Source organism: Pseudocitrobacter corydidari, from assembly GCF_021172065.1.
In the GTDB taxonomy this organism is placed as follows: Bacteria; Pseudomonadota; Gammaproteobacteria; order Enterobacterales; family Enterobacteriaceae; genus Pseudocitrobacter; species Pseudocitrobacter corydidari.
In genome coordinates this window covers 1670889-1695775 of record NZ_CP087880.1, presented here as the reverse complement: position 1 = coordinate 1695775, position 24887 = coordinate 1670889, and the positions used below count along the sequence as shown (strand labels likewise).

General features: G+C 55.5%; 22 protein-coding genes. 15 read left to right on the top strand and 7 right to left on the bottom strand.

The window, feature by feature from the left end:
• Window positions 1–58 precede the first annotated feature (58 nt).
• Window positions 59–1993: a protein kinase YeaG gene (gene yeaG, locus G163CM_RS07850; RefSeq protein ID WP_015964800.1), complete on the bottom strand. Its 1935-nt coding sequence runs from the start codon at window positions 1991–1993 to the stop codon at window positions 59–61.
• Between the two features lie 440 nt (window positions 1994–2433).
• On the opposite strand from yeaG, the gene G163CM_RS07845 reads away from it, so the two are divergent.
• Together G163CM_RS07845 and G163CM_RS07840 are read left to right on the top strand one after the other, a co-directional pair.
• Window positions 2434–3180, top strand: a complete 747-nt coding sequence (locus G163CM_RS07845; RefSeq protein ID WP_015964799.1) for a MipA/OmpV family protein — start codon at window positions 2434–2436, stop codon at window positions 3178–3180.
• A 96-nt stretch (window positions 3181–3276) separates the two neighbouring features.
• The gene (locus G163CM_RS07840) at window positions 3277–4128 is read left to right on the top strand and encodes an aldo/keto reductase (protein ID WP_231827627.1); all 852 of its coding nucleotides are present in this window, start codon (window positions 3277–3279) and stop codon (window positions 4126–4128) included.
• 120 nt (window positions 4129–4248) lie between these two features.
• On the opposite strand, the gene G163CM_RS07835 is transcribed toward G163CM_RS07840, so the two are convergent.
• Together G163CM_RS07835 and gapA are read right to left on the bottom strand one after the other, a co-directional pair.
• Window positions 4249–5133 carry a D-hexose-6-phosphate mutarotase gene (locus G163CM_RS07835; protein WP_231827626.1) on the bottom strand — a complete coding sequence of 295 codons (885 nt, stop codon included), beginning with the start codon at window positions 5131–5133 and terminating at the stop codon, window positions 4249–4251.
• Window positions 5134–5206: 73 nt separating this feature from the next.
• Window positions 5207–6202, bottom strand: a complete 996-nt coding sequence (gene gapA / locus G163CM_RS07830) for a glyceraldehyde-3-phosphate dehydrogenase (RefSeq protein ID WP_149464751.1) — start codon at window positions 6200–6202, stop codon at window positions 5207–5209.
• 339 nt (window positions 6203–6541) lie between these two features.
• On the opposite strand from gapA, the gene msrB reads away from it, so the two are divergent.
• The gene (gene msrB / locus G163CM_RS07825) at window positions 6542–6955 is read left to right on the top strand and encodes a peptide-methionine (R)-S-oxide reductase MsrB (protein ID WP_015964795.1); all 414 of its coding nucleotides are present in this window, start codon (window positions 6542–6544) and stop codon (window positions 6953–6955) included.
• Between the two features lie 43 nt (window positions 6956–6998).
• A complete protein-coding gene (locus G163CM_RS07820) occupies window positions 6999–7277 on the top strand; it encodes a YeaC family protein (protein ID WP_015964794.1) in 279 nt (92 codons plus the stop codon).
• Window positions 7278–7283: 6 nt separating this feature from the next.
• Here G163CM_RS07820 and G163CM_RS07815 read toward each other — a convergent pair whose 3' ends face one another.
• A complete protein-coding gene (locus G163CM_RS07815; RefSeq protein WP_231827625.1) occupies window positions 7284–9206 on the bottom strand; it encodes a sigma-54-dependent Fis family transcriptional regulator in 1923 nt (640 codons plus the stop codon).
• Window positions 9207–9480: 274 nt separating this feature from the next.
• Here G163CM_RS07815 and ssuD point away from each other — a divergent pair, with 274 nt between their 5' ends.
• The 10 genes from ssuD to G163CM_RS07765 all read left to right on the top strand — a co-directional run bounded on the left by ssuD (window position 9481) and on the right by G163CM_RS07765 (window position 20528).
• A complete protein-coding gene (gene ssuD, locus G163CM_RS07810) occupies window positions 9481–10653 on the top strand; it encodes an FMNH2-dependent alkanesulfonate monooxygenase (RefSeq protein ID WP_231827624.1) in 1173 nt (390 codons plus the stop codon).
• A 22-nt stretch (window positions 10654–10675) separates the two neighbouring features.
• Window positions 10676–12058 carry an FAD/NAD(P)-binding protein gene (locus G163CM_RS07805; protein WP_231827623.1) on the top strand — a complete coding sequence of 461 codons (1383 nt, stop codon included), beginning with the start codon at window positions 10676–10678 and terminating at the stop codon, window positions 12056–12058.
• Window positions 12059–12128: 70 nt separating this feature from the next.
• On the top strand, window positions 12129–13535 hold the full coding sequence (locus tag G163CM_RS07800; protein ID WP_231827622.1) for an LLM class flavin-dependent oxidoreductase: 1407 nt from the start codon (window positions 12129–12131) through the stop codon (window positions 13533–13535).
• Window positions 13532–14551 (top strand): methionine ABC transporter ATP-binding protein, encoded by a 1020-nt coding sequence (locus G163CM_RS07795; protein ID WP_231827621.1) that lies wholly within the window; start codon window positions 13532–13534, stop codon window positions 14549–14551. The genes G163CM_RS07800 and G163CM_RS07795 overlap by 4 nt, the downstream gene beginning before the upstream one ends.
• On the top strand, window positions 14548–15243 hold the full coding sequence (locus G163CM_RS07790) for a methionine ABC transporter permease (RefSeq protein WP_231827620.1): 696 nt from the start codon (window positions 14548–14550) through the stop codon (window positions 15241–15243). Before G163CM_RS07795 ends, G163CM_RS07790 begins: the two co-directional genes overlap by 4 nt.
• Window positions 15243–16118 carry a MetQ/NlpA family ABC transporter substrate-binding protein gene (locus G163CM_RS07785; RefSeq protein ID WP_231827619.1) on the top strand — a complete coding sequence of 292 codons (876 nt, stop codon included), beginning with the start codon at window positions 15243–15245 and terminating at the stop codon, window positions 16116–16118. Before G163CM_RS07790 ends, G163CM_RS07785 begins: the two co-directional genes overlap by 1 nt.
• 48 nt (window positions 16119–16166) lie before the next feature.
• On the top strand, window positions 16167–17582 hold the full coding sequence (locus tag G163CM_RS07780) for an MFS transporter (protein WP_231827618.1): 1416 nt from the start codon (window positions 16167–16169) through the stop codon (window positions 17580–17582).
• A gap of 10 nt (window positions 17583–17592) precedes the next feature.
• Window positions 17593–18804, top strand: coding sequence for an acyl-CoA dehydrogenase family protein (locus tag G163CM_RS07775; RefSeq protein ID WP_231827617.1), 1212 nt, complete (start codon window positions 17593–17595; stop codon window positions 18802–18804).
• A gap of 737 nt (window positions 18805–19541) precedes the next feature.
• Window positions 19542–19943 (top strand): hypothetical protein, encoded by a 402-nt coding sequence (locus tag G163CM_RS07770; RefSeq protein WP_231827616.1) that lies wholly within the window; start codon window positions 19542–19544, stop codon window positions 19941–19943.
• An 84-nt stretch (window positions 19944–20027) separates the two neighbouring features.
• The gene (locus tag G163CM_RS07765; RefSeq protein ID WP_231828344.1) at window positions 20028–20528 is read left to right on the top strand and encodes a hypothetical protein; all 501 of its coding nucleotides are present in this window, start codon (window positions 20028–20030) and stop codon (window positions 20526–20528) included.
• 29 nt (window positions 20529–20557) lie between these two features.
• Here G163CM_RS07765 and pncA read toward each other — a convergent pair whose 3' ends face one another.
• The 3 genes from pncA to sppA are packed head-to-tail and all read right to left on the bottom strand — an operon-like array spanning window position 20558 to window position 24130.
• Window positions 20558–21199 carry a bifunctional nicotinamidase/pyrazinamidase gene (pncA, locus tag G163CM_RS07760; protein WP_015964784.1) on the bottom strand — a complete coding sequence of 214 codons (642 nt, stop codon included), beginning with the start codon at window positions 21197–21199 and terminating at the stop codon, window positions 20558–20560.
• A 9-nt stretch (window positions 21200–21208) separates the two neighbouring features.
• Window positions 21209–22225: an asparaginase gene (ansA, locus tag G163CM_RS07755; RefSeq protein ID WP_015964783.1), complete on the bottom strand. Its 1017-nt coding sequence runs from the start codon at window positions 22223–22225 to the stop codon at window positions 21209–21211.
• Window positions 22226–22276: 51 nt separating this feature from the next.
• The gene (gene sppA / locus G163CM_RS07750) at window positions 22277–24130 is read right to left on the bottom strand and encodes a signal peptide peptidase SppA (protein WP_231827615.1); all 1854 of its coding nucleotides are present in this window, start codon (window positions 24128–24130) and stop codon (window positions 22277–22279) included.
• A gap of 164 nt (window positions 24131–24294) precedes the next feature.
• On the opposite strand from sppA, the gene G163CM_RS07745 reads away from it, so the two are divergent.
• Complete coding sequence (locus G163CM_RS07745; protein ID WP_231827614.1) at window positions 24295–24846, top strand: NAD(P)H nitroreductase; 552 nt, start codon at window positions 24295–24297, stop codon at window positions 24844–24846.
• Window positions 24847–24887 lie beyond the last annotated feature (41 nt).

The following is a 24887-nucleotide window of genomic DNA, read 5'->3' as shown; positions in this document are numbered from 1 at the left end:
CATCCGGCTTACAGAACGCTGTGATATGCCCGGCAGGCAAGCGCTGCCGGGCATCACATCATGACGATTTACGCACGCGCAGATACCATTCGCACAGCAGTCGTACCTGTTTACGGGTATAACCTTTTTCCATCATGCGATCGACAAAGTCATCGTGTTTTTTCTGCTCGTCTGTTGACGTTTTGGCGTTGAAGGAGATAACCGGCAGCAGCTCTTCGGTATTGGAGAACATTTTCTTCTCAATAACCGTGCGCAGTTTTTCATAGCTGGTCCAGTTCGGATTGCGCCCGTTGTTATGTGCTCTGGCGCGCAGCACAAAGTTGACGATTTCATTACGGAAGTCTTTCGGGTTGCTGATCCCGGCAGGCTTCTCAATTTTCTCCAGCTCAGCGTTGAGCGATTCGCGGTCAAACAGCTGGCCGGTATCCGGGTCGCGATACTCCTGATCCTGAATCCAGAAATCCGCATAGGTGACATAGCGGTCAAAAATGTTCTGGCCGTATTCAGAGTAGGACTCCAGATACGCGGTCTGAATCTCTTTGCCGATGAACTCGGCATATTTCGGGATCAGATAACCTTTCAGGAACTCAAGATAACGTTCCGCCATTTCCTGCGGGAACTGCTCGCGCTCAATCTGCTGTTCCAGCACATAGAACAGATGAACCGGGTTGGCCGCCACTTCCGCATGGTCGAAGTTGAACACGCGCGACAGAATTTTAAAGGCGAAACGGGTTGAAAGGCCGTTCATCCCTTCGTCTACGCCAGCATAGTCGCGATACTCCTGATACGACTTCGCTTTCGGATCGGTGTCTTTCAGACTTTCGCCATCGTAGACGCGCATTTTTGAGTAAATGCTCGAGTTTTCCGGCTCTTTCAGACGCGACAGAATCGAGAAGCGCGACAGGGTTTCCAGCGTGCCAGGGGCGCAAGGCGCATGTACCAGCTCACTGTGGTTAAGCAGTTTCTCGTAAATTTTGATCTCTTCCGAAATGCGCAGGCAATAAGGCACTTTGACGATGTACACACGGTCAAGGAACGCCTCATTATTTTTGTTATTACGGAAGGTGACCCACTCCGATTCGTTGGAGTGCGCAAGGATAATACCGTTGAACGGCAGGGCAGAGAGGCCCTCGGTACCGTTGTAGTTGCCTTCCTGTGTCGCGGTCAGCAACGGGTGCAACACTTTAATCGGCGCCTTGAACATCTCGACGAATTCCATGATCCCCTGGTTGGCGCGGCACAGCGCGCCGGAATAGCCATAGGCATCTGGATCGTTCTGCGCGAAGTGTTCCAGCTTACGGATATCCACTTTCCCGACCAGCGCCGAAATATCCTGGTTGTTTTCATCGCCCGGCTCGGTTTTCGCAATCGCCACCTGTTCCAGAATCGATGGCCACACTTTGACTACGCGGAATTTGGTGATGTCGCCGCCAAACTCATGTAGCCGTTTTGCCGCCCACGGCGACATGATGGTGCCGAGGTAGCGTGAAGGCACGCCGTACTCTTTTTCCAGAATCTGCGCGTCTTCCTGCGGGTTAAACAGGCACAGCGGATGATCGTTTACCGGGCTGCGCTCGCCGTTGGCGCTCAGCACGTAGATAGGCACCCGCTGCATCAGGGATTTCAGTCGTTCCGCCAGTGACGATTTACCGCCACCTACCGGGCCCAGTAAATAGAGGATCTGTTTCTTCTCTTCCAGTCCCTGGGCGGCGTGCTTGAGGTAGGAGACGATTTGCTCAATCGCATCCTCCATGCCATAAAATTCTTCAAACGCCGGATAGCGTCCAATGACGCGGTTCGAAAACAGACGGGAAAGCCGTGGCTCCTGGGCAGTGTCGACCATTACAGGCTCACCAATAGCCATTAATAGCCGTTCTGCCGCATTAGCATAGGCACTGCGGTCTTGCCGACAAATGGTAAGAAACTCCTGCAGTGTGAACTCTTCGTCCTTGGCAGCTTCATAACGCTGGCGATAGTGATCGAATATATTCATGGCATGCCGTCCTTTCGTCTTTTTTTAGCACAGGTGGTTAAGAGCCGTTCGTATGAATAGTGGAGGCTCCCGGAAGCAGTCTGCCGCACGACGCTCGCTGCAAGTCCTGCAACCGAAATCCCCGGCTGCTGCACTCTTCACGAAAACATGCCCTGCGATGACGACTTCTAAAAATAAGCGTAGATGGCATTTGCAAAACTTGCATGCTGTCAAAAACGAATTTCAATGACATATCAATAACTCATCAAAAAATACGGTCATTTATTCTTTTTATAGAGATAAGGGATTTCTTTCTGCTGTCACGTGTTTGCAAGCGTGCTGTCATCAATTATCGAGAGAATATCGAGTGATAATGTGCCATTTCAGGTAAAAAATTTGTGATAAGCGAATCGGGCGGGTACACTTCCGCCGCTGATAAGTTAAAAAAGGAATTACGGATTGTGAATAAAATCAAACTTCTGACGCTGGGCGTGTTGCTGGCTACTTCTGCAACTGCCGTGCAGGCTGAAAGCAAACTGACCCTGGGGGCAGGCGTTGGTGTCATTCAACATCCCTATAAACAGTACAGCAACGATGTTGTGCCGGTGCCGGTCCTGACCTATGAAAGTGAGAACTTCTGGTTCCGCGGCCTGGGCGGCGGTTACTACCTGTGGAATGACGGTACCGATCAGCTTTCCCTGACCGCATACTGGCTGCCGATGTACTTCAAACCGAGCGACAGCGACAGCCATAAACTGCGCCGCCTCGACAGCCGTCACTCCACGCTGATGGCCGGTGTCTCCTGGTTCCACCATACTCAGTACGGTTCGCTGCGTACCACGCTTTCCGGCGATACGCTGGATAAAAGCAACGGCCTGATTTGGGACCTGGGCTGGATTTATCGCTACACCAACGGCAACCTGACGCTGACGCCTGGTATCGGTGTTGAGTGGAACAGCGATAACATGAATGACTACTACTACGGCGTGTCGCACAAAGAATCGCGTAAAAGCGGTCTGCGCGACTACAGCGCTGATGGCGGCTGGAATCCGTATCTGGAGCTGAGCGCGAACTATCGCTTCCTCGGCAACTGGAGCGTATACGGTACTGCCCGTTATACCCGTCTGTCGGATGAAATCACCGACAGCCCGATGGTGGACAAAAGCTGGACCGGTCTGCTCTCAACCGGTGTCACATACACCTTCTGATTACTGCATCGTCGTATCGAGCCCGCCACTGGCGGGCTTTTTTTTGGCATTTTTCCGGAAACTGTTTAGGGTAAGAGATAACAAAAGGAGGATGTCATGGCAGATAAAACGGTTTTACTCGCCGGGCAACGGTTGCCAGCGATCGGCCAGGGAACGTGGTATATGGGGGAAGACGCCAGCGCACGGCGTGAAGAAGCCATGGCGCTGCGGGCTGGCGTTGATTGCGGGCTGACGTTAATTGATACGGCGGAGATGTACGCCGAAGGCGGCGCGGAAGAGGTGGTGGGCGAGGCGATTCGCGGGATCCGCGACCGCGTATTCGTGGTGTCCAAGGTGTATCCGTGGAATGCCGGGGGCAGCAATATGGCTGCCGCCTGCGAAGCCAGCCTGCGGCGATTGGGCACCGACCATCTCGACCTTTATCTCTTACACTGGCGCGGGAACTATTCGTTGCAGGAAACCGTGACGGCGATGGAAAAACTGGTGGAACAGGGCAAAATCCGTTACTGGGGCGTGTCGAACCTCGATTACGCCGATATGCAGGAATTGTGGCAGGTGAAAGGCGGGGAGGCCTGCGCGGCGAATCAGGTGCTCTATCATCTGGCCTCACGAGGAATCGAATACGATCTTCTCCCCTGGTGTCAGCAGCATTCAATGCCGGTAATGGCGTACTGCCCGCTGGCACAGGCCGGGCGTTTGCGCAGGGGATTGTTTGCCAACCCGACGGTTCAAGCCATTGCGGATGTGCATCAGGCGACGGTCGCCCAGGTGCTGCTGGCATGGGTGATTCGCCAGCACGGCATTATGGCGATTCCGAAAGCGGCGACGGTGAAGCATGTGGAAGAGAATGCGGCGGCGTTAACGCTGACGTTAAGCGAGGAAGAACAGGCATTGCTGGACAGCGCGTTCCCGGCCCCGGGGCATAAAACGGCGTTGGATGTCGTGTGAAGAAAATGCCTGATGGCGCTTTCGTTTATCAGGCCTACGGTCAAAAAATGCGATCAACTGTAGGCCGGGTAAGCGCTAGCGCCACCCGGCAAAAGCCCGCACAAATGCCGGGCTAACCACTTAGCCTTTCACAACCTTAATGGTCTGGCTCAAACGAGACGGTTTATCCGCCGTCGCTTTTTGCGTTTTGCTGGCGCATGCGGTTTCTACACACACGAAGGTTTTATAGCCATCGTCCGGCATATCGCCCATGCTGACAGACAGCGCCGGGCCAGGGTTCCAGCCCACAACGTCCGGGTTATGATGGTGGATCACGTTAATGCTGCGGTTCAACGCGGCATCGTGGATCACGCTGCATGATTCCGGGTTCAGATAAACGCGGTCGGTACGGTCCGGGAAGGTTTGTACGCCATCGCTCAACACGCCTTCTTTGGCATCGTTCACTTTATCGATAAAGCGATCGCCAAGGCCGCTCACTTTGACCGCGTGGATATCGCCCACGTTGAAGTAGGTGTGCAGCGCGCTGGTGGTTTCGAAATCACCATGTGCTTCCAGTTCAATTTCACAGGTTTTACCCAGTTTGAAACGGGCGAGCAGGGTGAAGTCGTGCGACCAGAACTGGCGAGATGCCTCGCTGCTTTGCAGTTCAAAGGTCAGTACTACGCCGTTGTCATCTTCGTTGTGCGCCTTCAGCGCCCACGGCAGATTACGGGCAAAGCCGTGAGAAGGCAGGCCCTGTTGAGCCGCCGGGCCGAACCAAGGCCAGCAAATCGGCACGCCGCCGCGCAGCGCAACGCCGTTTTTAAACGGGGTATTGTTGCTCAGCCACAGCACATCCGCTTCTCCTGCTGGTTTCCACGACAGCAGGTGTGCACCCTGAAGCGCAACGGATGCTTTAACAGCCGGGTGATCAACAACGATAATTTCCAGCTCATCAAGCTGACGACGGGAGAGCACAGGGGTAAGTTGTTCGATTACCGGAAGTGCAAAAATTTTATTAATCATTACGCAATCCTTCTTTTCAAACAAAAAAAAGAGCGACCGAAGTCGCTCTTTCAGATTACTGTTTCATCTCAACTTATTTGGAGATGTGAGCAATCAGGTCCAGAACTTTGTTGGAGTAGCCGGTTTCGTTGTCGTACCAGGATACCAGTTTCACGAAGTTGTCGTTCAGTGCGATACCCGCTTTGGCATCGAACACGGAAGTGCAAACTTCGCCGTTGAAATCGGTAGATACAACGTCGTCTTCGGTGTAACCCAGAACGCCTTTCATCGGGCCTTCGGAAGCAGCTTTGATTGCTTTCTTAATTTCTTCGTAAGAAGCAGCTTTTTCCAGACGAACGGTCAGGTCAACAACGGATACGTTCGGAGTCGGAACGCGGAACGCCATACCAGTCAGTTTGCCATTCAGTTCTGGCAGTACTTTACCTACAGCTTTAGCAGCACCGGTAGAGGACGGGATGATGTTCTGGGATGCGCCGCGGCCGCCGCGCCAGTCTTTGTGAGACGGGCCATCAACGGTTTTCTGAGTAGCGGTGGTCGCGTGAACAGTGGTCATCAGACCTTCGATGATACCGAAGTTGTCGTTGATAACTTTTGCCAGCGGTGCCAGGCAGTTAGTGGTGCAGGATGCGTTAGAAACGATGTCCTGGCCTTCGTATTTGTCAAAGTTAGCGCCTTTAACAAACATCGGAGTGTTGTCTTTGGACGGGCCAGTCAGAACAACTTTTTTCGCACCAGCAGTGATGTGTTTGCGAGCGGTTTCGTCAGTCAGGAACAGGCCAGTTGCTTCAGCAACAACGTCAACACCAACTTCGTTCCATTTCAGGTTAGCCGGATCACGCTCAGCGGTAACACGGATTTTTTTACCGTTAACGATCAGATGACCGTCTTTCACTTCAACGGTACCGTTGAAACGGCCGTGAGTGGAGTCATATTTCAGCATGTATGCCATGTAGTCAGCGTCTAACAGATCGTTGATTGCAACGATCTCGATGTCAGAACGTTCCTGAGCAGCACGGAAAACAATGCGACCGATACGGCCAAAACCGTTGATACCTACTTTGATAGTCATATATTCCACCAGCTATTTGTTAGTGAATAAAAGGTTGCCTGTAAAATTACAAAAACCTTACGCAGCGTCAAGCGGAATCGTGTCAATCATTGCGACAAATCAACTCTTAGCACAACCTTTGCTCGATTGATTTACCTCACTCTCCCTTTGAGCTTGTAACCACATGGGGTCAGCGCGGCGAATTTTAAAGGTTACAGCAGATAAAAATGTGAAATACATCACAATAAATCGGCCGTCTTTTCGCATCGGATAAGTTTAGAACAAAAGTCGATACGCCATTGTTAATGTTTTGTTAGAATCGGAGTTGAGATGTACTTTCCATAGCGAGATGTGAGCAAAATGGCGAACAAACCTACCCCCGAAGAACTCAAAAAAAATTTAAGCGAAATGCAGTTCTACGTCACGCAGAATCACGGCACCGAGCCGCCATTCACCGGACGTTTGCTGCATAATAAGCGTGACGGGATTTACCATTGTTTAGTGTGCGATGCGCCACTTTTCCACTCCGAAAGTAAGTACGATTCCGGATGTGGCTGGCCAAGTTTTTATGAGCCCGTAAGCGATACCGCGATCCGCTATCTCAACGATTACTCCCACGGTATGCAACGTACTGAAATCCGTTGCGGAAATTGCGATGCACACCTGGGCCATGTCTTCCCCGATGGGCCTCAGCCGACAGGTGAACGTTTTTGCGTCAATTCGGCGTCACTGAGCTTCACGGATGGCGAGAAAGGTGAGTCAACTAAAGGTTGAAAAAACGATTCAGCAAATTATTCCTTAACAGTCGGAGTCGGACATGAGTATTGAGCAAATTATCGACAATATGACACCGGACGTTTATCAGCGTTTGATGACGGCGGTGGAGCTGGGGAAATGGCCGGATGGTGTGGCCCTGACCGCAGAGCAAAAAGAGAACTGCCTGCAACTGGTGATGCTCTGGCAGGCGCGCTACAACAGCGACGCCCAGCATATGACCATCGACACCAACGGGCAGATGGTGATGAAAAGTAAGCAGCAGCTGAAAGAGGACTTCGGCATTTCACCGAAGCCCATCGCCACCTTTAAGCAGCACTGAGTCTTATCAGGCCGCAATCCACGGTTCGGCCTGTTCCACTTTCGCGCACCAGATGGCGTCGCGCACCGCCACGGGTTTGCTCAGCAGGCCCAGCGCGTAGAAGCGATCGGCGATGGTTTGCTGGGCGCGAATCACTTTTAAATCCATTTCGCGGGTTTGATGGCTGCGACGGGCCAGCGCACACTCCAGCGAGGCGATATCCAGCCCCAGTTCGCTGGAAAGCAACTGCGCCGCGTCATGACGCTGTCTGTCGATAAACTTCCCGGTTCTGCCGAGCGCATCAACGACATGCGCAATAATGTCATCGTTATACTGCGCGTACTGACGGCGAGCGATATAAAACTGATGGTTGTTCACACGCCCCTCGCCGGTGGCGACAATCCGCAGTTGACCGCTTTTCTCTGCATCACTGAGTACCGGGTCCCACATCATCCACGCGTCGGCGGCCAGATAGTCGCTGGGCGTTAACGGATATTTGGGCGGTGCGTACACCACTTTTACATCCTCAAGGCGTAAACCCGCCTCTTCCAGAATCTGCACCAGCAGCCAGTGCACATTGGAACCTTTATTCAGGGCAATGCGTTTACCGCGCAGCTGACGAATGTGCTGAATGTCGCTGTCGTTCGGCACCACCATGGCCACGCTGCGTGGCGCGGGCGGCTCCCAGGCGACGTAAAGCAGCGCGTTTTCGCGCGACTGGGCAAAGACCGGCGGCGCTTCGCCCGTGGTGCCAAAATCGATATCGTTGTTGCTTAGCGCCTGCAACATTTGCGGGCCGGCGGGGAATTCGCTCCACAGGACGTTCACGCCGCGCCCGGCAAATTCGCGCTCCAGCGTCTGACGCGCCTTCAGCACGCCAAGGTTGCCGAAACGTTGATAACCAATACGCAGCTCACGCTCGCGCGGGACAGGCGAGGAGGCGCTCATCAGTACAGCCCCCGGTTTGCGGCGACTTTTTATTACTCCGAGATGCGCCAGGTGAGTGCGCAACGAGTGGCGACTGATGCCCAGCAGTGCGGCGGCCTGGCTCTGATTATTGTCGCTTTGGCTCATCGCCGTCTGAATCATCGCGTTCATCACCCGATCGTACAGTTGCCCGCCGTGCAGCGTTAACTGCTCGCGCATAAACGCCGCCAATGAATCTTCTTCTTGCTCATCGTTCCTTGCTGGTGCGGAAGTAAAGCGCAGTTGCGCAGGCGTAATGACTTCCTCCTGGCTGAGCAATACGGCCGTATGCAGCATGTTCTCCAGCTCACGCACGTTGCCAGGCCATGAATAGTCCATCATCGCGGCCAGCGTATCCGGGGCTAAACGGCGAGAGGGTTTGCCTAAGCGTCTGGCGTAAAGCTGTAAAAAATGCTCTGCAAGTAATGGGATATCCTGGCGCCGCTGGCGCAGCGCCGGAAGGTTAACCGCCGCAATATTAAGGCGATAGAAGAGATCTTCCCGGAATCGACGCTCGCGAATGGCCTGCTCAAGATCGACATGGGTCGCGGCAATCACCCGCACGTTCACCTTGATGGGTCTGCGCGAGCCCACTCGGGTTATCTCGCGCTCCTGCAACACGCGCAGCAGTTTGACCTGCAACGCCAGGCTCAGCTCGCCAATTTCATCCAGCAGCAGCGTGCCGCCTTCAGCGGCCTCAAACCAGCCGGGCTGCGCCTGCATCGCACCGGTAAATGCGCCTTTCTCATGACCGAACAGTTCCGCTTCTGCCAGCGACTCGGTCAATGCACCGCAGTTCACCGCCAGAAAGGGCGCGTGGCTACGCGGGCTATGGTGATGAAGGTAGCGAGCCACCACCTCTTTGCCGCTGCCGGTCTCACCAATGATGAGCACGGTGGCATCGGTCGGGGCAAATCGGTCAAGCAGGCTTTGAAAGGCTTTGGAGGCCGGGTCAATCAGCACAGGGGTAGAGGCGTTTAGCATAGGTTTGGCTCCGCGTAATTCATATGCCGAACTTATCTTTTACCGGAGCAATACACCAGAGCGGGGAAGGCCCGGTTTGTTGCATTTGCAGCAGGGTGTGTCCGCTACTTGTCGCATTTGCAACGAGAGGTTGATCGCGCCATATGTGTTAACTACATGATATTAATGATTTTAATTTTTGTTAAATTTTGGCACGGATTTCGCTAATACAGTTATAACCATCTTGAAGAAACGCTTCGATAAATAGTGAATATAGTTATAAAGGAAAGAGATAATGACAGCGAAATCCGATAATAACCTGAATGTCTTCTGGTTCCTGCCAACCCACGGTGATGGTCGCTATCTGGGCACCACCCAGGGTGGGCGTCCGGTTGATTTGCCTTATCTGCAACAGGTGGCGGTGGCCGCCGATAGCCTGGGCTATTACGGTGTGCTGATCCCAACCGGTAAAAGCTGTGAAGACTCCTGGCTGGTGGCCGCCGCGCTGGCCCCGCAGACGCGTAATCTGCGTTATCTGGTGGCGGTGCGTCCTGGGCTTCAGCCGCCAACGCTTGCGGCACGCATGGCGGCAACGCTGGATCGCCTGTCAGAAGGCCGTTTGCTGATTAACGTGGTGACCGGCGGTGACCCGGTAGAAAACAAAGGCGACGGGATTTTCCTGAATCATACTGAACGCTATGAAGTGACCCAGGAATTCCTTGATGTTTATCGCCGCCTGCTGGCGGGTGAAAAGGTCGACTACCACGGCAAGCATATCAAGGTGGAAGGCGCGGAAGTGCTGTTCCCGCCGGTGCAGGAGAATGGTCCGCCGCTGTACTTCGGCGGTTCATCCGATGCGGCGATTGACGTTGCTTCAGATCATATCGACGCTTATCTGACCTGGGGCGAGCCGCCAGCGCAGGTGGCGGAGAAGCTGGAAGTGGTGAAAGCGCGGGCGAAAGCGAAAGGACGTGAGCTGCAATACGGTATCCGTCTGCACGTCATTGTGCGCGAAACGGAAGAAGAGGCGTGGGCCGCCGCCGACAAGCTGATTGCACATCTGGATGATGACACCATCGCGCAGGCGCAGCAGATCTTCTCGCGTATGGATTCAACCGGCCAGGCGCGCATGAGCGCCTTACATAAAGGGAATCGCGATAATCTGGTTATCTCGCCCAATCTATGGGCGGGCGTTGGCCTGGTGCGCGGCGGCGCAGGCACCGCGCTGGTGGGAAATCCGCAGCAGGTGGCGGAACGTATTCGTGAGTACCAGGCTTTAGGGATCACGAATTTTATTTTCTCCGGCTACCCGCATCTCGAAGAGGCACATCGTTTCGCCGAGCTGGTGATGCCGATGCTGCCGCTGAGTACGCGTCCGCGTAGCCAGTCCGGCAACGTGAATACCGGTCCGTTTGGCGAAACCATCGGCGGTGCGGCGCGTCCGACAAAACAGGTCAGCGCCAGTTAAACAAGGTTTGTGGAGATGTGCGATGAGTGAACCTCATATTGTGATTATTGGCGGCGGCTTCAGCGGGGCGGCGGTGGCAATTCATCTGCTGCGCGAAGCGCAAACGCCTGTGCGTATCACCCTCATTGAGCCCCGAGAGCAGCCGGGGCTGGGCGTGGCGTACTCCGCCGCCGACCCGGCGCATCGCATCAATGTTCCGGCGTCCAGGATGCAGCTTTCCGGCGAGGAAGAGGGGGCGTTTGACCGCTGGTATCGTCAGCAGACGAGTTTCCTGCGCGATGCTGACGCCCGTCGCCCCGATGGCAGCGTCTATCCGCAGCGTGGCGAGTTTGGTCGCTATGTCGCCCAGGCGTTTCTCACCGAGGCGCAAAAGCAGCCAGGACGCGTCTCCCATCTGCGTGATACCGCCGTGGCCTGGCAGGATAATCAGGTGATCACCGCGCAGGGGCGTAAGATCTCAGCCGATCGCGTGGTGCTGGCGGTCAGTCATCCGCCGCCGGATCTCCCTAAAGAAGTGCGGGCGATTGCCGAACATCCGCGCTTGGTAGCCAACCCGTGGGTTGCCGGGGCGCTGGAAAACATCCCCCCTGAAGCCAACGTGGCGATTGTCGGTACCGCACTGAGCATGGCGGATGTCGTGGCATCGCTGACCCGCTTAGGGCATCGCGGCAAACTGCTGGCGTTCTCGCGCCACGGCTTACTTTCACGGCCTAACGCGGCGGCAGGTTTGCCAAAATGGCAGGCGGAGTATGCCCACGGATCGCTGCGCCAGTGCTTGCGACAGATTCGCGAAGATATTGCCCGTGCCGCTGAAATCGGTCTGCCCTGGCAGGTGGTGCTTGATGAAGTCCGCAGCCAGGGGCAGTCGATTTGGCAACAGTTAAGTGAGCGCGAACAGCGCCAGTTCCTGCGTCATCTGCGCCGCTTCTGGGATGTGCACCGCTACCGCATTGCGCCACAGGTGGCCGATGCCATTACCGCGAAGCAGGAGGCTGGCTTACTCACTGTGCTGGCGGCCAGGCTGAAAACGGTGACGGCGAAGGAGAATCATCTGCGTGTACAGCTCGCGGTGCGCAATGATGCGCCGCAGGATCTGTCCGTCGATTATCTGATTTTAACCACCGGGCCCGCGCACGCTTCGCTCACGGAAAGCCAGCCGTTTTTACGTGATTTGCGCCGTGCTGGCGTGATTCGCCCCGATGCGCTGGGTTTAGGGATCGACGTCGATACCCATTCGCAAACGCTGGATGCGCAGGGTAAACCTTCTGCCATATTCCTGGTCTCCGGGCCTGCTGCCCGTGGCCGCTTTGGTGAACTGATGGGCCTGCCGCAGGTGGCGGATCATGCTCAGGCCGTCGCCCGCGAAGCCCTGCTGACGCTGTCAGCACGATGTCCCATCATCTAAAAAAATTCCCCTCTAAAAACTATGAAATGACATAGCGCCAGGTTTGCCCCTGGCGCGACAGGAGAGTGCTATGCCATCGCAACGTGAAATTCGTCTTAACGCTTTTGATATGAACTGTGTCGGCCATCAGTCGCCGGGCCTGTGGGCGCATCCGCGCGATCGCTCCTGGCAGTATAAAGACCTGGATTACTGGGTCGATCTGGCGCGTTTACTGGAGCGCGGTAAGTTTGACGGCCTGTTTATTGCCGATGTGCTGGGGGTTTATGACGTCCTGAACGGTAACGGCGAGGCGGCGATTCGCCAGGCCGCGCAGGTACCGGTAAACGATCCGCTGGCGCTGATAACCCCGATGGCGCTGGTGACCGAGCATCTTGGTTTTGGCCTGACCGCGTCGCTGTCGTTCGAGCACCCGTACCCGTTTGCCCGCCGTCTTTCGACCCTTGACCATCTGACCAAAGGCCGCGTGGGCTGGAATATTGTCACCTCTTATCTGGAAAGCGGGGCGCGTAATATCGGCCATAAAGCGCAAACGGATCACGACGTGCGTTACGACTACGCCGATGAGTATCTCGACGTGGTGTACAAACTGCTGGAAGGCAGCTGGGAAGAGGGCGCGATCCTGCGTGACCGCGAGCGCCGCATCTTTAGCGATCCGAGCAAAATCCACAATATTAACCACCACGGTAAATTCTTTGACGTACCGGGTTTTCACCTTTGCGAGCCTTCCCCGCAGCGCACGCCGGTGCTGTATCAGGCGGGAGCATCCAGCCGGGGTAAACAGTTTGCCGCCAGCCACGCGGAGTGCGTGTTCGTGGCTGCGCCGTCAAAAGCGTTGCTCAAAAAGACCGTGGCCGATATTCGTCGCCGCGCCGCTGAAGCCGGGCGCGACCCGCACAGTATTCTGATTTTCAACATGCAAACGGTCATCGTCGGCGAAACGGACAAAGCCGCACAGGCGAAATGGAATGAGTACAAATCGTACGTCAGCTACGAGGGCGCACTGGCGCTGATCTCCGGCTGGACAGGGATCGACTTCGGCCAGTTTAAACCGGACCAAATCTTCACATACTCGCAGACCAACGCCATTCAGTCGGTGGTTGAGGCGTTCTCAACGGCCGATCCTAACCGTCAGTGGACGGTAGAAGCGATGGCGGAGTGGGTCGGTATTGGGGGATTCGGCCCGTTAATGGTGGGCAGCGCGCAAACCGTCGCCGATGAACTGCAATCGTGGGTGGAAGAGACCGACGTGGACGGCTTCAACCTGGCCTACGCCGTGACTCACGAAACCTTTACCGATGTGGTGGAACTGTTGATCCCGGAACTGCAAAAGCGCGGCGTCTTCAAGAAAGAGTATCGCCCCGGCACCCTGCGCGAAAAACTGTTCGGAGGGGATGCCCGTTTGCAGGCGCCACACCCTGGTGCGAGCTATCGCATTCATGCTGGGCAGTCCGTTGAGGCGGGAGAAAAGGTCGCATGATTGAAATCGAAAATCTTTCAAAGAGTTACCGTAGCGCAAGCGGCAACGTGACGCCGGTTTTGAAAGGGATTTCGTTGCAGGTGCAGGCGGGTTCGATCACGGCAGTGGTCGGCCCGAGCGGGGCGGGGAAATCGACGCTGGCGAAGTGCATCAGCCTGCTGGAGCGCCCCGATAGTGGCAGCATCAGGGTCAACGGTAACGATCTCTCGCTGCTCTCAGGTGTTGCCCTGCGCCGGGAGCGTCGTGCGATTGGCACCGTTTTCCAGTCCTCGGCGTTGCTCGGGCGTAAGACGGCGTGGCAGAACATTGCTCTGCCGCTGGAATACCTTGGCGTGGTGGAGAGGGATATTCACGCCCGCGTGGGCGAACTGCTTGAAAGCGTCGGGCTGAGTCACAAAGCGCAGGCTTATCCGGCACAGCTTTCCGGCGGCCAGCGTCAGCGCATTGGCATCGCCCGCGCGCTGGCGTTACGTCCGTCAGTGTTGCTGGCGGATGAAGCCACTTCCGGGCTGGATCCGCAGGCGACAGATTCGGTGCTGAAACTGCTGCGTCAGTTACGTGATGACTATCGGCTTGCCATTGTCTTGATCACCCACGAAATGGACGTGGTGCGAACGACGGCGGATGCGGTCGCGGAGATCCGCGAGGGCGAGATTGTGCAGTCAGGGGCGCTGAAAACGCTGCTGGCGCAGCCGGATTCCCACCTCGGTCAGCAACTGATGCCACTGGCACCGGCCTCCACGCCTGCCGATGTGTTACTGCGTGTGAGCTATCGTACCGACGGCAGCGCGCGCACGGACTGGATCAGCCAGCTTAGCCAACAGCACGGTCTGCGTGTCGATGTGCTGGGCGGTCATGTTGAGCAAATTAACGGCTTGCTCAGCGGCAGAATGCAGATTGGCATCAGCTTTACTCACGAACGCGTGTCGATTCCTCGGCTGGTCGCGCAGTTAGCGCATCTTGGTGTGGTTGCGCAGGTTCTGGACGCGCCGCGAGCGTTGAAGGAGGCGGTATGAAACCCACCACTGTCAGTCAGGATACGCCGTGGAGTGAGATTCATACGCTGCTGCTGCCCGCACTGGGGGAGACGGCGCTGATGGTCTCTATCGTGATGCTGTTTGTTGTGACGCTGGGAGGCGTGGGCGGCGTTGTCCTGTTCAATACCTCTGCGCGCGGGCTGTTCCCTCGTCCGGCCCTGCATCGCGTACTCAACAGTATTGCCAACGTCGGACGATCGCTGCCGTTTCTGGTGCTGATGGCCGCCATCATTCCGTTCACCTGGTGGCTGACGGGAACCACCATCGGCATTCCCGCTGCGGTGGTGCCGATGATTGTCGCCGGGATCCCGTTCTTCGCGCGGCTGGTGGAGAACGCATTGCGCGAACTGCCCGCAGACGTGACGGCGGTCGGGCTGGTTTGCGGTGGCTCCGCCTGGCAAATCATTACCAAAGCGCAACTGAGCGAAGCGCTGCCTGCGCTGGTGGCGGCGGTGACACTTAACATCATCTCGATGATTGAGTATTCAGCGATCGCGGGCACCATCGGGGCGGGGGGAATCGGTTATCTCGCGGTGGTGTACGGTTATCAGCGTTTCGACAACCACATCATGATTGCCACCATTGTGGTGCTAATTGTGGCTATTCAGCTTATCCAGTTTTTGGGCGACCGCCTGGTTACCCGACTTCGACACACACAGGGGAGCGTCTGATGACGACAGAACAGTTTGAACTGCGTAAAGCCCGGCGCTGGCCGTGGCTGGTGGCGCTGGCAATATTACTCATTGCGATTGCCGCGTTCGCCTGGTGGCGCACACAAGGGCCGGCGCAGGTGGTGTTTGGTACCACGCTGAAAATTCATTATGAACCGGCGATGGCGGGCGAGCAGCGCATTATTGAATACATCGGTGAGCATATCGCGCCAGACTATGGCTTGACGCTGGAAGCCGTTGGCGTGCAGGACCCGGTGCAGGCGGATCGCGCGGTGGCGGATGGCACCTACGCGGGCACCATTTATCAACATCAGTTGTGGCTCAAGCAGGTTGTCGATGCCAACGGTTTTGCGCTGAGCACCACCGTACCGGTCTTCCAGTGGGCGTTTGGTATTTACTCCGACCGATATCCCTCTATCGATAAACTGCCCAAAGGCGCAACGATTGTGGTGCCGGACGACGGCGCAAATCAGGGGCAGGCCCTGTGGCTGTTGGCGCGTATCGGGCTGATTAAACTCGACCCGGCGGTTGAACCGCGTACCGCGAAACTGAAAAACATCGTCGAAAACCCGCATCAGTATCAGTTTAAGGAACTGGATTTGCTGACCATGCCGCGCGCGCTGAACTCGGTAGATGCGGCGATTGGCTATGTCTCGCAGTTTGATGCCGGGAAAATTCCGCGCGAGAAGGGCATTCTTTTCCCGCCCGCCCCACGGACCTTTGCATCGCAGCTGGTGATAGGTACGCCGTATCTGAACCAGGAGAATATCGAAAAACTGAAACAGACATTTGCTGACCCCCGGATCCAAACCTGGCTTAAGACCACGGACGATCCGTTAGTCAAAGGTGTGCTGGTGCCCGTTTCCGCAGATTAACCATTCTTAGCCGGTCAGCTGACCGGCCATTTCAGGCAAGGTAAAACTATGAGTTCAATCCCGGTAGAAAATGCGGGCGGGGTTTCTGTGCCCGTCGGTTCGGTAAGCGACGTCGCGAAGCTGATTAACAACCACGGCGAACAGGCAAAATACGCGCGCATGATTGTCTTTTTAGCGCTCGGCGGCGTCTTTCTGGATGCTTACGATCTCACCACGCTCTCTTACGGTATCGATGATGTGGTGAAGGAGTTTCAACTGACGCCGCTGCTCACCGGCCTGGTGACGTCGTCAATTATGGTTGGCACCATTTTCGGCAATCTTATTGGCGGCTGGCTGACTGATAAGTATGGCCGCTACTCGGTCTTTATGGCAGATATGCTGTTCTTCGTGGTATCGGCAATTGCCGCCGGGCTGGCGCCGAACGTATGGGTGCTGATTGGCGCGCGCTTCCTGATGGGGATCGGCGTTGGCATCGACCTGCCGGTGGCAATGTCCTATCTTGCGGAATTTTCGAAATTCGCCGGAAAAGGTAACAAAGCCGCGCGCCTCGCCGCCTGGTGCCCGATGTGGTATGCAGCCTCCACCGTCTGCTTTTTAATTATCTTCGCGCTGTACTTCCTGTTACCCACCCAGCATCTCGACTGGCTGTGGCGGGCCTCGCTGTTGTTCGGTGCGGTGCCTGCGCTGTTGATTATTGCCGTGCGCAGCAAGTTTATGAACGAGTCGCCGCTGTGGGCGGCTAATCAGGGCGATTTACAAGGGGCGGCGCGTATTCTGCGTGAATCCTATGGTATCGCCGCCCATGAAGCGCCGGGTGTAAACGTCGCGCCGCCGCCGAAAGTGAGCTACCGGGTACTGTTCGAAAAACCGTATCGCGAGCGCACGATTGTCTCCGGGGTGATGAATATCTGTATCGCTTTTGAATACACCGCGATTGCCTTCTTCCTGCCGACCATTCTGGCGCAGTTCCTCGGCGCGGGCGTGTTTGAAACCATCGCTGCCTCGCTTGGGCTAAATGCGCTGTTCGCGTTTACCGGCGGCCTGCTTGGGATGCATCTGGCGTGGAAATATCCCTCCCGACACGTGGCGATTGCCGGGTTTGCTCTGCAATTCGTCGCGCTGATTGTGCTGGCGCTGGTGGGGCAGCCGCAGGCGGCGCTGGGCGTGGCGATTGCGGTGGGGATGCTCGGCCTGTGGCTGTTTGCCGAAGGTTTTGGCCCCGGCGCGCAGCTGATGATTTACCCGGCGCTCTCTTACCCGACGCATATTCGTGCGACGGGCGTCGGTTTCAGCCGCGCGCTTTCCGGCGTGGGCAGCGCGCTGGCGCTGTTTATTCTGCCGCTGCTACAGGCCTCGCTTGGTACCAACATGTTCTGGGTGGTGTCGCTTGCTGCGCTGATCCCGATTTTCTTCCTGCTGGCGGTGCGCCATGAGCCTACCCGCCACGATATCGACGACCAATAAGGAGTCTTTGATGACCTTACTCTCAACCGGAACAGATTATGACGCGCTGGCGGCGCGCTTTCGCCCGATATTTGAACGCATCGCCACCGAGACGGTCGCGCGGGAAATTAACCGTACGCTGCCGTACGAACCGATTCGCTGGCTGAAGGAAGCGGGTTTCGGCACGGTGCGCATCCCGCAGGAAAAGGGCGGCTTTGGCGCCTCGCTGCCGCAACTTTTCGCGCTGTTTGGCGAACTGGCGCAGGCGGATTCAAACCTTCCGCAGGCGCTGCGCGGGCACTTTGCTTTTGTCGAAGATCAGCTCAACCGCCCTGAAAGCGAACTGCGCGATCGCTGGTTCCGCCGCTTTCTTGATGGCGATATTGTCGGCAATGGCTGGACGGAAATTGGCGAGGTTAAACTGGGTGATGTCATCACCAAAGTGACGCCGACAGAGAACGGCTGGCGGCTGACGGGCGAGAAGTTCTACAGCACCGGCACGCTGTTCGCGGACTGGATAGATGTCTTCGGGCGGCGTAGCGATACCGGCGGCGATATTATCGCGCTGGTTAGCACGCATCAGGCGGAGGTTGAGCGTGACGATGACTGGGACGGTTTTGGCCAGCGCCTGACGGGTAGCGGCACCACCCGTTTTCGCGATGCGTTTGTCGAACAGGAACACGTGACGGATTTTGCTGAGCGATTCCGCTATCAAACGGCGTTCTATCAGCACGTGCTGCTCGCCACGCTTGCCGGAGTTGGCCGGGCCATTGAACGCGATGCCGCAGAGGGGGTGAAAAATCGCCGTCGTGTCTATAGCCACGGCAACGCGCCCGCCGCCCGAGATGACGCGCAGGTGTTGCAGGTGGTGGGGCAAATCAGCAGTTGGGTCTATGCGGTGGATGCCACGGTGGAGCGCGCCGCGCAGGCGATGCAGGCGGCGTACGAAGTGCATGCCGATGCTGATCCGGCGGTGATAACGCGCGCTAACGAACTGGCGGAAGTGGCCTCCGCGCAGGCGCAGGTGGTAGTGAGCGAACTGATCCCGCGCGCGGCAACGGAGTTATTTAACGCCCTCGGAGCATCGGACACGCGCACCTCAAAAGCGCTGGATCGCCACTGGCGCAATGCGCGGACGCTGGCATCACATAACCCGGTTATCTACAAGAGCCGCAGTGTTGGAAACTGGCGTGTGAACGGCGTGCCGCCTGTATTTTTGTGGCAGATTGGCAACGGCAGTTAAAAGATGCAGGCCCGGCAAGCGCAGCGCCACCGGGCGGTTGTGCGCGCTTTTGCCGGATGGCGGCGATGCCTTATCCGGCCTACAAGGTTTATGCAATATATTGAGTTCGCGATATTTTGTAGCTCGGATAAGGCGTTTTCGCCGCATCCGACAAGAACAAAACGCACGTTGTCAGCAATCTGAAATGCTCGCCTTGGGCGAGCATTTTCTTTTTGGGGTGTCACCTTTATGAATTCCGAATTATGCGGCTACCGCCTTTGATAGCGTACAGCGCGAGAGGTTGGCTCGCTAGAATGAGACGGTGCAGAATGCGTGAATCACGCTTCAGGGTATGACGGTAGTGTGCCTGGAGGGGCGGTGCAGATAGGGATACGAGCTTACGTCACATAGGTTTCAATAAGGAGTGAAAGTGCATACACAATTCATATTGATGCTGTTATTTTTGCTTCAGTTTATGCCTGGAACCTCACTTGCTAAACAAACCAAGTGGAAGCTTAATCATATTTCTAATGTTGATGTTTTCGGAAAATATGAACTCAATATAATTAGTATGCTTAATGAAACTTATAATAAGGTGACAATCGTAATCAGCCAGAATTACTTATCAGTAATCGATGCTTCTATGGGGGAGTTGTGTTCCGCTAGATATATTGAAATCCCAACGACTCCGCTATCATATTTTTTACCCAGAAATACGGTGGAGCTATATAGTCAATAATAGTTATAAGGAGTTTTTAATGTTAATTGCCTTGTCAATAATCCTATTATTATTGATGCCCTCATCATTGTATGCAAGTCAACAAACTATTGTAGGTTGTTTTAGTAACGGAACAACCAACCTCAAGTTTACCGAGATAATAAGTAAAGAAGCGAGTCTCGGCTATGTTCTATATGAAAAAGGGTCTGCTTTCATCCCGCTCGCTTTTGTGGGCAGAACTGAGGAAGTTTTCGAAGGAAGACCTTCCGAGTTCACTTATACATGGCTTGAAGTGATAAAAGGTCAGGTTAATGGCACCTATGTTGTTTCCACGCAAGGTGCAGTGTTTAATGATTTTTACTATAAGTCAGCTGCAGGGAAAATAATCAGATTTAAAGAAAATATCTCTGTGCTCACTGATGATATGAACTGTAAATGGTGAGTCTGGATGCAAACGATGCGGATAATAACCCTCTCCATAAGGGGCGTGAGGCATTTATCAATAATAGTCATTTTATTGGCGCTTATGCCCATTAATTGCCTGTCCGCAACAATCAAAAACCTCCAAACCTGCGCCATCCCAGAAGAAAAAGAAATAACCCTGTTGTCACTACAAACTATTGATGGCGATACGCCTTATCTCGCTTTTGACAACACCATTACTTCTGCATTTTTGGATGGCAGCGTCAGAACCGGGGAACTGGTAATGGCGAGATGCGTTAATCACGCGCTAATTTTTGCCCTGAGTTATGGCCCGCCTTATATCAGTGGTTGTCTGGTAACCGGGGTAAAAGAATCGGGTGCCCAAAAAAGCGTACCGCAAGGTTTTTGCTTCTCGGAAAGGAATGCGCCGGAAGCTGTCTGGTTTGGCGAAAATCATACGTTATTGGTCATCAGGAACGTCGAGGGAAAAGGAGAGTGGCAGGGGAAATATATCCTCTACGATAGCCGAAAGGATGAAGCGTGGGCCACGGATTCGCTGCCCAATAATGCCGGTTATCAGATCTTTCCATTAAATGCCCGATAACAAGTTGTACCGGGCATTGAGTGAAAAAATTACCCCTGCGTCTCTTCCCAGTCCGCCAGCGTATAGAGCGTTGCGCCCGCTGCCGCCATCTCCATAAACGCCTGATTGCTGTCCTGCGGCTGGATATTCACGCCGCGACAGCCGTCGGTTATCACGTTCACGCGATACCCCAGTTCCAGCGCATCCAGCACGGTGAACTTCACGCAGTAGTCGGTTGCCAGACCGAGCACAATCAGCTCGCTGATTTCATGATGACGCAGCCACGCATCCAGCGCCGTTTTCTGGCGATGACCGTTATCGAAGAATGCGCTGTAGCTGTCAATATTGACGCTTTCGCCTTTATGAAACACCGCATCAATCGATTTCTGCGCCAGCAGTGGGTGCAATTCGGCACCTTCGCTGTGTTGCACGCAGTGATCGGGCCAGAAGGTTTGCGGCAGCCCGTCAAGTTGGCCCTGGGTGTAGGGCTCAACGCCGTGCTGGCTGGCAAAGCTACCGTGATTGGCGGGATGCCAGTCCTGGCTCGCCACAACGGCTTCGCCGCGCGCTTTGCACCAGGTAATCAGCGTATTGGCGATATCAACCGTACTATCACCTTCGGCAACGGCAAGCGCGCCGCCTGCGCAGAAATCATTTTGCAGATCAACCAGTAACAGTGCTCGTGCTTTCATGAAGGCTCCTTAGTCGTCTGGCGTCAGCTCACCGCGCAGGTTTTGCTGCATGGCGCTGCGGATGGCGTCGGCATCAAGGTTCTGGCTTAACAGATAGTGCAGTTTGGTCAGCGTGGCTTCGACGGTCATATCCGCACCGCCAATCACGCCTGCGTGGGCGAGGGCGTTGCCGGTGGCGTAGCCGCCCATATTGACTTTGCCGGACATGCACTGCGTCAGGTTAATCACCACGATGCCGCGCTGGCTGGCTTCGGTCAGCTCTTTTAAAAACTCGCCGTTTTGCGGCGCGTTACCGACACCGTAAGAGCGCAGAATCAGCGCTTTCACCGGCTGGCGCAGGAAGTTGCGCACCACGTCGGCGGAAATGCCGGGGTAAATGGTCACCACGCCAATTGGCTGCGGGGTGATCGGATGGACAATCAGTTCGCCCGAGGTGCTCGGCGCGGGTGGTGTACCCAGGCGGCGGATATGAATCCCCGCTTCCAGCAGCGGCGCCAGGTTCGGTGATGCGAAGGCATCAAAACCGTCGGCGTGCGCTTTAGTGGTGCGGTTGCCACGATAGAGGCGGTTATTGAAGAACAACGAGACTTCGTTGATCGGGTAGTTCGCCGCTACGTATAAGGCATTCAGCAAATTAATTTGTCCATCCGAACGTAGCTCGGCGAGCGGGATTTGTGACCCTGTCACAATTACCGGTTTGCCCAGGTTTTCCAGCATGAACGACAGCGCCGAAGCGGTGAAGGCCATGGTATCCGTGCCGTGAAGGATCACGAAGCCATCATAATCATCGTAGTGCGCTTTGATATCATCGGCGATGTGCTGCCAGTCTTCCGGCGTCATATCGGAAGAATCCATCAGGGGCTGATATTCATGGATGGTGAAATCCGGCATCTCCTGGCGATGGAATTCTGGCATCAGCGCCAGCTGACGTTGCAGATGCCCAGAGACAGGAATATAGCCGTGTTCGGAACGCTGCATCCCGATGGTACCGCCGGTATAGGCGACGTAAATGGATTTTTTTTGCATGGTTTCGTTTGAGTAAGCGAAAGAAAATCCCCTCCGTAGAGGGGATTGCGATTAACGTATATTGGCGCAGGTCAGGCAAAACGCATAGCGATTTTGCGGGTCATTGAAGGCGGCCAGCTTGTCCGTTTCGGCTTTCACCTCTTTGGCGGCTGAGGCCAGCGGCGCAGGCAGATACGCCTGCAACGCCTGCGGCAGCGAGGCGCGCACCGAGCCGGAGACGCTATCCATCACCATATCGAAGAACGTCGGTTCAGACTGATAGTAGTCAATGTGCCACGCTTTCAGCTTCGCCAGTTCAGCGGCTTTGGCGACCGCATCATCGAAATCACCGAGGCTGTCGACCAGTCCGTTAGCTTTCGCATCCTGCCCGGTCCATACGTGGCCCTGCGCGATTTTATCAATCTGCTCCGGCGTGCTGTGGCGCGACTGCGCAACCAGGGTGATAAAGCGTTTATAGCCGTTCTCAATGGTCAGTTGCATCATCTGCTGCACTTCCGGCGGCAGCGTTTTGGTCATCGACACATCTGCCAGCGGAGAAGTGGCAACGCCATCCGTGTGTACGCCGATGGAATCCAGCGAGTTTTCCACGGTGTTGATCACGCCAAAGATACCGATAGAGCCGGTCAGCGTACTCGGGTTCGCCACGATGTAGCTTGCCGGGGTGGAGATCCAGTAACCGCCGGATGCCGCCATACCGCCCATCGATACCACAACCGGTTTACCCGCATCTTTCGCCGCAGCCAGTTCTGCGCGGATCACTTCGGAGGCGCTGACGCTGCCGCCAGGGCTGTTGACGCGCAGAACAATCGCTTTCACTTTCGGGTCAAGACGCGCATCGCGGATTTGCGCCGCGGTGGTATCGCCGCCGACGTTCCCCGGCGTTTCTTCACCGTCCATAATTGCACCGTTCGCAAAGACGACCGCGATGCTGGAACCCGTATCTGCCGGGGTTTTCAGCGCATAGTCGTAAATGCTGACTGCACGGTAGTTTTTATCCGCTTTGCTCCAGCCAAACTCTTTGCTGAGCGCTTTTTCGATTTCTGCGCTGCTGCCCAGGGAATCTACCAGTTTGCTATCAAGCGCATATTTTGCCGTATCGCCGTCCACTTTGGTCAGGCCATCAAGCATCGCCTGCGCGCCAGGGAAGACCTGCTGCGCGGTGATTTTGCGGTTTGCTGCCACCGTATTCAGGTAGTTCTGCCACAGCTCGCCAATCCAGCGGCTGTCGGCATCACGCGCGGCAGGGGACATATCATCGCGAATAAATGGCTCAACGGCGGATTTATAAGTGCCGACGCGGAATACATGCGTAGAAACTTTCAGCTTCTCAAGCAGGGATTTGTAATAGAGGCCGTTGGTGGCAAAACCGTGCAGGTCAACCACGCCCTGTGGCGAGAGCCAGATTTTATTGGCAAAGCTCGCGAGGTAATACTGACCCTGGCTGTAGCTGTCGCCCACAGCGTAAACCGGCTTACCGCTGTCGCGGAACTCGCGCAGCGCTTTGCCGATATACTGCATCGAAGGCTGATCGCCCCCGGCGAAGTTCTTGAGATCCAGCACGATACCGGTGATATTGCGGTCATCTTTCGCCTGGCGGATAGCCAGGACGATATCGAACAGCGAGTTTTCCTGTAAACGATCGGAGCTTGATCCAAACAGCTGACGACCAATCACGCCCAGCTTACTGCTGGCTGAAGGCTTATCGACAATCACGCCGCTGATGTCCATCAACAACGCGCCGCGCGTGCTGTTGCTTTCAGGCGTGCTGCTAAGCTGCATCCAGATCCCCACGCCAACCAGCACGAGGAAAATAAAGAACAGATTCAGCACCAGTTCGCGGACAAAATTGAGTAATCGCCACGTCCATTTAAAGAATCCGGCGATAAAACGCCATAGGGTTCGCATGTTTTCTCCCTGATAAAGACAGTAAACGGTCCACCGGAAGCGGTGAAACATCTGGCTATCCTAAATAGAGCGCCGCCCGTTGTCAGCAGGAATCGCCTTCGGCGCTGTAACAAATTCCCCGCGCATGTTAATTTTGTGAAAAATAACATGACAGGAGCGAATCAATGGACGCACTTGAATTACTGGTAAATCGCCGTAGCGCTTCCCGCCTGGCTGACCCTGCGCCAGCCGGTGAGCAACTGGAAAATATCCTGCGAGCCGGGATGCGTGCCCCGGATCACGGCACGCTACAGCCGTGGCAGTTTTTTATCATCGAGGGAGAAGGCCGCGAACGTTTCAGCCAGTTGCTGGAAAAAGGCGCAATTGACGCGGGCAGCGATGAGAAAGCGATTGATAAAGCACGTAATGCGCCATTCCGTGCACCGCTGATTATCGCGGTAGTGGCGAAGTGTCAGCCACATCACAAAGTGCCAAAATGGGAACAGGAGATGTCGGCAGGCTGCGCGGTGATGGCAATGCAGATGGCGGCGGTTGCGCAGGGTTTTAACGGTATCTGGCGCAGCGGTGCGTTAACCGATAGCCCGGTGGTGCGTGAAGGGCTGAAGTGCGGGGAACACGATAAAATCGTCGGTTTTCTCTACTTAGGCACGCCACAACTGAAGGCGTCTACCTCCGTGTCGGTGCCGGATACGGCCCCGTTTGTGGTGCGTTTCTGACAAAACCGATCGCCCGGCGGCATAATCCACCGGGCTTTTTA

Coding starts and splice junctions, on each gene's coding strand:
- G163CM_RS07800 (WP_231827622.1), top strand. CDS start 12,129: ATGCCATCGCAACGTGAAATTCGTCTTAACGCTTTTGATATGAACTGT.
- G163CM_RS07820 (WP_015964794.1), top strand. CDS start 6,999: ATGAGTATTGAGCAAATTATCGACAATATGACACCGGACGTTTATCAG.
- msrB (WP_015964795.1), top strand. CDS start 6,542: ATGGCGAACAAACCTACCCCCGAAGAACTCAAAAAAAATTTAAGCGAA.
- G163CM_RS07795 (WP_231827621.1), top strand. CDS start 13,532: ATGATTGAAATCGAAAATCTTTCAAAGAGTTACCGTAGCGCAAGCGGC.
- pncA (WP_015964784.1), bottom strand. CDS start 21,199: ATGAAAGCACGAGCACTGTTACTGGTTGATCTGCAAAATGATTTCTGC.
- gapA (WP_149464751.1), bottom strand. CDS start 6,202: ATGACTATCAAAGTAGGTATCAACGGTTTTGGCCGTATCGGTCGCATT.
- G163CM_RS07745 (WP_231827614.1), top strand. CDS start 24,295: ATGGACGCACTTGAATTACTGGTAAATCGCCGTAGCGCTTCCCGCCTG.
- sppA (WP_231827615.1), bottom strand. CDS start 24,130: ATGCGAACCCTATGGCGTTTTATCGCCGGATTCTTTAAATGGACGTGG.
- G163CM_RS07780 (WP_231827618.1), top strand. CDS start 16,167: ATGAGTTCAATCCCGGTAGAAAATGCGGGCGGGGTTTCTGTGCCCGTC.
- ssuD (WP_231827624.1), top strand. CDS start 9,481: ATGACAGCGAAATCCGATAATAACCTGAATGTCTTCTGGTTCCTGCCA.
- G163CM_RS07840 (WP_231827627.1), top strand. CDS start 3,277: ATGGCAGATAAAACGGTTTTACTCGCCGGGCAACGGTTGCCAGCGATC.
- yeaG (WP_015964800.1), bottom strand. CDS start 1,993: ATGAATATATTCGATCACTATCGCCAGCGTTATGAAGCTGCCAAGGAC.
- G163CM_RS07785 (WP_231827619.1), top strand. CDS start 15,243: ATGACGACAGAACAGTTTGAACTGCGTAAAGCCCGGCGCTGGCCGTGG.
- G163CM_RS07775 (WP_231827617.1), top strand. CDS start 17,593: ATGACCTTACTCTCAACCGGAACAGATTATGACGCGCTGGCGGCGCGC.
- G163CM_RS07805 (WP_231827623.1), top strand. CDS start 10,676: ATGAGTGAACCTCATATTGTGATTATTGGCGGCGGCTTCAGCGGGGCG.
- G163CM_RS07790 (WP_231827620.1), top strand. CDS start 14,548: ATGAAACCCACCACTGTCAGTCAGGATACGCCGTGGAGTGAGATTCAT.
- G163CM_RS07765 (WP_231828344.1), top strand. CDS start 20,028: ATGCCCATTAATTGCCTGTCCGCAACAATCAAAAACCTCCAAACCTGC.
- ansA (WP_015964783.1), bottom strand. CDS start 22,225: ATGCAAAAAAAATCCATTTACGTCGCCTATACCGGCGGTACCATCGGG.
- G163CM_RS07835 (WP_231827626.1), bottom strand. CDS start 5,133: ATGATTAATAAAATTTTTGCACTTCCGGTAATCGAACAACTTACCCCT.
- G163CM_RS07770 (WP_231827616.1), top strand. CDS start 19,542: ATGTTAATTGCCTTGTCAATAATCCTATTATTATTGATGCCCTCATCA.
- G163CM_RS07815 (WP_231827625.1), bottom strand. CDS start 9,206: ATGCTAAACGCCTCTACCCCTGTGCTGATTGACCCGGCCTCCAAAGCC.